Source organism: Polaromonas sp. P3_B1 (assembly GCF_056402935.1).
Map to the genome: position 1 here is coordinate 70769 of NZ_JBFUGK010000025.1, position 8010 is coordinate 78778.

The 8010-nt window shown below is 62.5% G+C and carries 8 protein-coding genes and 2 pseudogenes; 3 read left to right on the forward strand and 7 right to left on the reverse strand.

Features of this window, described 5'->3' with window-relative positions; genetic code table 11:
• The first annotated feature begins 2 nt into the window (after positions 1 to 2).
• A complete protein-coding gene (locus AC1DXS_RS15620; protein ID WP_477738396.1) occupies positions 3 to 2585 on the forward strand; it encodes an ATP-binding protein in 2583 nt (860 codons plus the stop codon).
• A gap of 361 nt (positions 2586 to 2946) precedes the next feature.
• Positions 2947 to 3702, forward strand: coding sequence for a hypothetical protein (locus AC1DXS_RS15625; protein WP_477738397.1), 756 nt, complete (start codon positions 2947 to 2949; stop codon positions 3700 to 3702).
• A gap of 173 nt (positions 3703 to 3875) precedes the next feature.
• Here the strand turns inward: AC1DXS_RS15625 and AC1DXS_RS15630 are convergent.
• Positions 3876 to 4115 (reverse strand): annotated as a pseudogene (locus tag AC1DXS_RS15630) (tripartite tricarboxylate transporter substrate-binding protein); the annotation flags it as partial.
• On the opposite strand from AC1DXS_RS15630, the pseudogene AC1DXS_RS15635 reads away from it, so the two are divergent.
• A pseudogene (locus AC1DXS_RS15635) lies at positions 4115 to 4315 on the forward strand (citrate/2-methylcitrate synthase); the annotation flags it as partial. The pseudogenes AC1DXS_RS15630 and AC1DXS_RS15635 sit on opposite strands and share 1 nt — an antisense overlap.
• A 73-nt stretch (positions 4316 to 4388) precedes the next feature.
• Here the strand turns inward: AC1DXS_RS15635 and AC1DXS_RS15640 are convergent.
• The 6 genes from AC1DXS_RS15640 to AC1DXS_RS15665 all read right to left on the reverse strand — a co-directional run.
• Positions 4389 to 4748, reverse strand: coding sequence for a hypothetical protein (locus AC1DXS_RS15640; RefSeq protein WP_477738398.1), 360 nt, complete (start codon positions 4746 to 4748; stop codon positions 4389 to 4391).
• A 77-nt stretch (positions 4749 to 4825) separates the two neighbouring features.
• A complete protein-coding gene (locus tag AC1DXS_RS15645) occupies positions 4826 to 5188 on the reverse strand; it encodes a hypothetical protein (RefSeq protein WP_477738399.1) in 363 nt (120 codons plus the stop codon).
• The gene (locus tag AC1DXS_RS15650) at positions 5185 to 5571 is read right to left on the reverse strand and encodes a roadblock/LC7 domain-containing protein (RefSeq protein WP_477738400.1); all 387 of its coding nucleotides are present in this window, start codon (positions 5569 to 5571) and stop codon (positions 5185 to 5187) included. Before AC1DXS_RS15650 ends, AC1DXS_RS15645 begins: the two co-directional genes overlap by 4 nt.
• On the reverse strand, positions 5568 to 6113 hold the full coding sequence (locus AC1DXS_RS15655; RefSeq protein ID WP_477738401.1) for a GTP-binding protein: 546 nt from the start codon (positions 6111 to 6113) through the stop codon (positions 5568 to 5570). Before AC1DXS_RS15655 ends, AC1DXS_RS15650 begins: the two co-directional genes overlap by 4 nt.
• Positions 6110 to 6862, reverse strand: coding sequence for a hypothetical protein (locus AC1DXS_RS15660; RefSeq protein WP_477738402.1), 753 nt, complete (start codon positions 6860 to 6862; stop codon positions 6110 to 6112). Before AC1DXS_RS15660 ends, AC1DXS_RS15655 begins: the two co-directional genes overlap by 4 nt.
• 226 nt (positions 6863 to 7088) lie before the next feature.
• Positions 7089 to 8010, reverse strand: a 922-nt coding sequence (locus AC1DXS_RS15665; RefSeq protein ID WP_477738403.1) for an aminotransferase-like domain-containing protein, incomplete at its 5' end; no start/stop codon positions are given.

The following is an 8010-nucleotide window of genomic DNA, read 5'->3' on the forward strand; positions in this document are numbered from 1 at the left end:
CGATGAAACACTGGCAATTCGGCGGCATCAAAGGAAAACTTCTTGTTGGCCTGGGCTCCATGCTGGGATTCACCGCCTTGGTAGCGATCACAGGCGTCTGGTGGATCATGAAGCTGGAGCGCGCCAACGACGAGGTGGTGGACGCGGGACTGGTGGTGGAGCGGCAGATCAAGGAATGGCATCGCTTGACGCGCGCCAATACCCTGCGGACGCTGCTTCTGCTCAAAACCAATGACCCGGCGCTGGACAAGGAAGTTCGCGCCGAGATCGACGAAACGGTCAAAAAAGTCAACGGTATCCTGCGCAAACTGGATACAGCCTTGCATGATGGCCCGCTTGCGGAAACCTTCTTCGCGGCAACCGAGAGACGCCTGCAATACCAGAAGATCCGCGCCGACGCATTCCAGGCAAAAAGGGCCGGCGACGAGCGTGAAGTCAGCCGCATCATCGAGCAGGAGCTGATGTATTCACAGAACGGCTTTCAGGCCGCGGTGCAACAGCTGTCCGACGAGCAGGTCGCGCAGATGCAAGAGTTGGTCGCGAGCAACAATGCGCAGTCGGAGCAGGCGCGATTCATCGTGGCAGTCTTCACCTCCGTCGCGTTCGCCCTGGCGCTGCTGTTCTGGCTGGTGGCGCGCAAGCGCTCCAGGGACGTCGAGCGCGCGCTGAGCCACCAGCTGTCGGAAAGCAACGAACTGCAACAGGCAATCCTGGACAGCGCCAATTTCTCCATCATTTCGACAGACGTCAACGGAATGATCCGCCTGTTCAACCAGGGCGCGCATCGCATGCTGGGTTATTCGGCCGGCGAGGTCTGCACCCGGCTTACACCCGGCGTGCTGCACGACGAAACCGAAATGGCGGAGCGCGCGCAGCAATTGAGCGTTGAGCTGGGGAAACCGGTCAAGGCCGGTTTCGAAACGCTCGTTGCCAGGGCGCGCGGCGGCTCGGCGGACGAGCGGGAGTGGACTTATATCCGCAAGGACGGCACCCGTTTGCCCGTCATGGTGTCGGTCACCGCGCTGAGGGATGAGCAGCTTGCGGCCACCGGTTTTCTTTGCGTTGCCTACGACCTGACAGAACGCAAGAAGATCGAAAACATGAAGAACGAATTCATTTCGACCGTCTCGCATGAATTAAGAACCCCGCTGACCTCCATCCGCGGCTCGCTCGGGCTGATTTTTGGCGGCGTTGGCGGTGAGTTGCCGGAGCCCGTGAAGAACCTCGTGGGCATCGCCAAAAGCAACTGTGAGCGCCTGATCCGCTTGATCAACGACATGCTGGACAGCGAGAAGATCGAGTCCGGCAAGATGCGCCTGGACTTGCAGGTCATGGATATCAAGCCGCTGGTCCAGCAGGTGCTGGCGGCCAACGAGGGTTTCGCGGGCCAATACAGCGCGACCTTGCGGCTGCGGGCGCCCGATGTGCCGCTGCAGGTGCGCATTGATGGGGACCGCATGAGCCAGGTGCTGACCAACCTGCTGTCCAATGCGGTGAAGTTCACGCCACCGGGCGGAGTGGTGGAGGTGCGGGTGTCGCGCACGGCCCAGAGTGTGCGGATCGAAGTGGTGGATTGCGGCCCGGGCATTCCGGAAGAGTTTCGCGGCCGTATCTTCCAGAAATTTTCGCAGGCGGATTCCTCCGACACCCGGCAAAAAGGCGGGACCGGTCTCGGGCTCAACATTTCCAAGGCGCTCATCGAGAAGATGGGCGGCAGCATAGGCTTTACCAGCGTGGTGGGCACGGGCACCACTTTCTTCTTCGAGTTGCCTGAGTGGCGGACTCCGGTGCCTTTGGCGCAGCCGTTCCGGGCCAAGGCTGACGTCTTTCAGCTGCGCATCCTGATTTGCGAGGATGACCCCGACGTGGCCAGGCTGATCAGCATGATGCTGGACAAGGCGGGATTTGAAACCGAGATGGCCTATAGCGCCGAACAGGCTCGGGCCTGCCTCGCGGGGAGCCATTACGATGCCGTGACCGTGGACCTGAAGCTTCCCGGCCAGAACGGCATTGCCTTCATCAGCGCGCTGCGCGACGACGAAAGCACCCGCAAGCTGCCGGTGGTGGTGATCTCGGCCCTGGCAGAGGAAGGGCAACTGCAGTTCAACCACAAACCCCTCACGGTTTCGGATTGGCTGCAAAAGCCGATTGACGAAGAACTGCTGATCCACAGCGTACGCCGGGCCGTCACCGGCATGCAGGCGGGCAAGCCGCGCATACTGCATGTGCAAGACGATCTCGATACCCAGAGCCTTGTCGCCGCGGTGGCTCAGGATTTTGCCAATTTCAGATCCGCCACCACGCTGGATGAAGCGCGTGCCCTGCTGCAGGCGCAGCCCTTTGATCTGGTACTGCTGGACCTGGGGCCGGGCAAGGAGTCAAACTGGGACCTGGTCGAGGATATTGATGCGCTCGATCCGCGGCCGCCGGTGATCGTGTTTTCGCCCAGCGACACGGGCCTGACGGAAGACAAGCGGGCCGAGGCTGTCCTGCTCAAGGCCCCTACCTCCAGCATGGAGCTGTTAAGCACCATCCAGCGTATCCTGCAGACTCCCGCAGACCCTCCCGCCGTCCCCAACCCCTGAGCAGCCCACGCGAGCACCGCCGGATTAATTTCGTGAGGTGGGGGTGAAAAATTTTTGCGGCGGCGCCGTGATGGCGGGCCTGCATCCGCAGGCAAAGCCCGCTTGACCTTCATCGGCACACCACAGCGATCACGCAGTTCGCCTGCGAGCGCGCGTGGCCCTGCCAACTATTTCACGTTCTCCAGGAATAAATCTCGCCCCGGAAACGCTTCGTTGCAATTCATGTGCGTGCCTCTCCAGCCCGCTGAGGGGCGCTCGCTAAGATGGCCCGCGGCGCGGCAGGGACGCGCCGTCGCAACACAGGCCAAAGGGAATGTCTGTCCAGGGCCTGTTTTTTTATCGAGAACCCAAGGGAGGAAACATGAGCATAAAAGTCGCAGGCCAATGGGCCTTGGCATGGGCTATTGGCACCAGCATGGTGGGAGCGGCCTACGCAGCAGCGCCTGATGTGGGAGGCATTCGCCTCGGCATGGATGTGCAGGAGGCCCTGAATATTGCAAACACCGATCTGAAAAACAAGGTTTATGTGAGCAGCACAAAAACTGCGCTGAAGCTGACCATAGACGGCAGAACCGGTACCTTCGACAACTACAGCTACGTCCCCAAATTCAACAACGAAGCCAAGAACCTGAACTTCAGCATTTCGCCTTTGACCAACAAGGTGTGGGCCATTGCCAAGACGGAATACCCGGCAGGGGACCGGCCCGCATTAAAGGCCATCGCGGATGCATCGGCCAAATACGGCAAGGTCAATCCGGCCAGCCTGCGCCCCGAGGGCTATAGCCAGCACTGGATGTATGACAAGGGGGGCAAGGAAATCGAATGGGTCACCGTCTATGACAAGCCCAAGAACGGCAATTGCTTCGATTCGCTCAAGGACTATTTCATTGGGGGCGTCGTGACGGGCTATCTGTATTACCCCGTGGCACCCACCAACGCCTGCGCCACGATTTACAGCGTGTCGTCCCGCTCCGGCAAGCAGGACGGCCTGGCCGACAAGTTCTCGTCCTTTGCCATGGATGTCAGCGCGTTTGCCGACTGGTACAAGGTGCTGGATGAGCAGCGGACCAAGGCGCTGGAAAGCGAAAAGAGCCGCGCGGCCAAGCCGGCGCTCTGATCAACACGGCAAGCTGAAGCACGGGCGGGCCGGCCGCCCGGCCTCTGCCTTGACAGCTTGAGCCATGCCCGGGACAAGGGCAGGCAAAAAAATCCCGCAGTTCTCATGCGGGATGAAGCTGTCACCACCAAAGTGACAGGAGAGACAACAGGGAGAAATTCAGCGGGCCGGGCTCAATCCGCCTGGATGTTCGCGGCCTTGACGACCTTGGCCCATTTGGCGAGGTCGGACTTGATCAATGCGGCATATTCCTGGGGCGTGCCGCCCTGGATTTCTATGCCGGCGGCCTCGAGCTTGGCTTTGACATCGGACAGCCTGAGCGCCGCGTTGATCTCGGCATTGAGGCGGGTGATGACGGCCTGCGGTGTGCCGGCCGGCGCGAGAAAGCCGCCGTTGGTATTCGCGTCATAGCCCCAATATTGACGTGGCGCTGGCCGCGCTGGTCGCGCACCACAAGTTACCGGCCGACGCGGCCTTTGCCTTGTTCGCCACCGCGCGCAGCGTGGGCCTGCTGGCGCACAGCCTGGAGCAACTGGGTGTGGCCCAGGTGATCCGGCCGAGCGGGCGTTATGTGGGGCTTGTGCCTGATGGGCCGCCGGGTGCCCGCGCTTGAGCATCAACCGGCCGGTGATTCAAATGGCTGCGGCGTAACGGGTCCTGGCCCCGAAGACCCGAAGCCCCGGGGCTTAAAAACTCAGGTCCTTCTCGATGTCCTGCATCTTGCGCCGGGCGATGGCCAGGTTGGATTTGGCCTTGTCCAGCACGAAGTAGATGAACACGCCTTCCTTGCGCGACAGCGGGCGAATCAGGTGGTATTGCTTGCCCAGCGTGATGAGGATGTCTTCGATCACGTCGTTCAGGCCCAGCGAGCGCATGGTCTTGAGTTTGGCGCGCATGACTTCGGTGTTGCCGGCGGCAGCCACTTCGAGGTCCACACCGGTGCCGGCGGAACCCAGCATCATGCCGCTGGAGGAGTCGACGACGGCGGCGCAGAGCGCACCGTCCAGGGTGAGAAGTTCATCGAGAGATTGTTTGATGGTGGCCATTTTTTGAAGTCCTAGCGCGCATGCTCTTGAGGGGATACGGGGAAGGCATGCGCGCCACCTTCCCCGTATCCATAAAATCATCCCTGCCGTATCAGCTGGCCCAGGCGGGCGACCTTCTGGAACCAGGCACCCATGTCCAGCGCCATGCGTCCCGACAACGTGGCCATCACAATGCCCTCGGTGCACGGCATCAGGCTCAATACGCCGTCGCGATGGATCATGGAGATGGCCTGCAACGGCCCCAGGTCGGCGAACGCCGTGCCGCCGCGTGCGTACAGGCGCCAGTAGTCGCTGGCCGCCTCTGCGATCGAATCAATGCTGGGGTGGTCGCCGGCGGACAGGTAAACCATGCCCGTGACCGGATCCACCAGCGCGCAGGCGCCCACGCCCGGCGTCAAGGCCATGTTGGCCAGTTCGGCGGACACGTGCTGCGTGTTCAAACCGCCTCCAGTGCCTTGACGCACGCGTTCGAACGGTAGGCCACCTGCCCAAGGATGGCGTGTTCATTCGCGATCACGTTCACCACGAGGTTGACGTCCGTGCGGTTGATCGCGCTCAGGAAGGCAAAGCCCGCGTCCGTGTTGATGGTGACACTGCGGCTACGGCCCAGCTGGGCTTCCTGTGACACCACGGCCCCGATGGCGGAGATCGAACTCGCCAACGCGGCCACCCGGACCGGGTCGATATCGCGTGTGACGGCACTGGCGATGTCAAAGCCGTCGGTCGTGGCGACCACCACGGCCATGACGCCGCTGACTTCTTCAAGCATCCTGCGCGCCTCGTCCTGGGCCGCCTTGCGCACCGCTTCGTTAACCATCGTCATGTTGTTTCGCTCCCTGTCATGAAAGACTCCATCTGCGACAGCAAGGTGTCGATCAGCAGTGCCACGTCTTCGCGCCGGCGCACGTCCACGGCCAGGACCGGCAGCACCAGGCCGTGCTGTTCCAACCGGTCCGAATAGGCATCCAGGCCGGGCTGCGTGTGCGCATCCATTCGACCGACGCCGACGGTGCAGGGGGTATGCGCCAGCACCTCGGAAAATCCCTGGAGGTAGGCATCCAGGTCGGCCAGGGGATCGGGCCGGGAGTTGTCCACCAGAATGATGATGCCCAGCGCGTTCTGCGCCAGGATGCGCCACATGAAATCAAAGCGCGCCTGGCCCGGCGTTCCGAACAGGCGCAGCCGGTCTCCGGTGTCCAGCGTCAGTTGCCCGAAATCCAGCCCGACCGTCGTTCTTGCCTTGGCGAGCGACGCATCGTTGTTGGCCACGTCGGTGACCACGGGGGGCGTTTCGCTGATCGCCGCGATCGCCGTGGTCTTGCCCGCACCCATGGTGCCGGTAAAAACAATCTTGTATTCCCTCATCCGGCGCTCCGGCTGTTCCAGCTCAGACCCAACCGGCGGCGGATGCTGCCCAGCAAACCAGGTGCGCTGGGGCGCTCGCCGGCATTGGTGGAAGCGGGCAGGGTAGGGGCCGGCTGCTGGACGTGTTCCGGCCGGCCGGACATTTCCCAGTTCAGCAAGTCGTGCTTTTCCAGTTCCAGCATGAAGGCGCTGCACTGCGATTCGGGATAACCGGCCACCGCGCTCAGCTCACTGGCTGATCGTGAGCGCCGCGACAGCAGGGTCGCCAGCTGAAGGCGTTCGCGGCTGGATCCCATCAGTTGGGAAGGCGGCCAGCGTTTCAAACGGCCGCGCCTGTCAGCCGGGGCCGGGACCGGGGCCGCTTCGATCGGACGTGCCGCAGGTGCTCCCACACTCAATGCCGGCGCAAGGCGGCCCAGCAGGGCGACGAAATCCTCGGCCCTGAAAGGCCGCTCGAGAAACTCTCCGCCTGTGCTATCCCCGCGTCGCACGACAGGCACAACGATTCGGGCCTGGAGGCCTTCCTGAATGCCGTCGGGCTTGCTGGCGTTCGCAGTCAACAGAACGTCGCACGGACCTTGTTCGTTCAGCGTCCAGTCGACCACCAGTTTCGTACTGAGTTTCAGGATGGTCCGCAGCAAATTCACTTCCGCCGCAGATAAGCCCTCAACACCGACCACCCTGGACAGGAAAGCTGGATGTGTGGGTGATTCGCTGAGAGTCGCCATACTTGTAAAAATGTGTTTCAAACACTGTAGTGGAATTTGTTTCCACCCAGAATAAGTAGCTACTTATTCTTATTTATTCCGTGAAATAGATCACAAAGAATTACTGTCCGCTTACAAGCCCAGATGAAGACAGTGTTGGAAATGGCCCCAATCGTCGGGTCCACTTGGTCAGCAGAAGAGCCTGCCGGCAGACCTTGGTGCTTGTGATGTCGGGCCTACGCCTGACGGGCCGCAGGGCAGGGAGGATTTAGCCCAATAGCTTCACCAGGGCCCGTACCCCGGCGGCCACTTCGTCATCCCTGATCAAGCCCAGCCCAAAGGTCAGGCCGTTGTAGCGCAGTCGCCGCTGGCCGGACCGGTCCAGCGCTTCCACCGCTATCCCCGCTTCGGTGGCTGCTCGCGCCACGGCGTAGGCTTCGAACTGAGGCGCCAGCATGGCGCTCACGTGCAGCCCGGCCTCGGACGGCAGCGGTATCAGGAGGCCCTCCGCATGCTGCTCGATCGCCTGCAGGAGGGCGTCGCGGCGACCCGCGTAAATGCGGCGCACGCGCCGCACGTGCCGTGCCAGATGCCCCTCACGAACAAAGGCGGCCAGGGCCAATTGAGTGAGCAAAGGCGGTGCACCATGGGTGGCCTGCAGCACCGAGGCGAGCCGCTCCCGCGCCCAGGCCGGCGCCACCACAAAGCCGGTGCGCAGGGCAGGGAACATCACCTTCGAGAAGGTGCCGACATAAAACACCAGGCCGCTGTCGTCCAGGGAMTGAAGCGCATCAAGCGCGCGCCCGCCGAAACGAAACTCCCCGTCGTAGTCGTCTTCAATGACCACGGCCTGGTGTTGCCGCGCGAATTCCAGCAGCTGCGCGCGGCGGTTCAGGGACATCGCGGTGCCGACCGGAAACTGGTGCGAGGGCGTCACGCAGATGACCTTGGCCTGCGGCGGCAGGCGGTCGACGCGCAGGCCTTCCTTGTCCAGCGGCACGCGATGCAGCTGCGCGCCACGAAAGTCCAGGGCCGCGTGCAAAGGCGCATAACCCGGGTCTTCGACGGCCACCACCGTGGCCTGCGGCGTGACCAGCACGTCGGCCAGAAGGGCGAAAGCGTGCTGCGCGCCTGAGGTGATGAACACGTCGGCGGCGCTGCAGGCCACCGCGCGCGACGAGGACACGTGG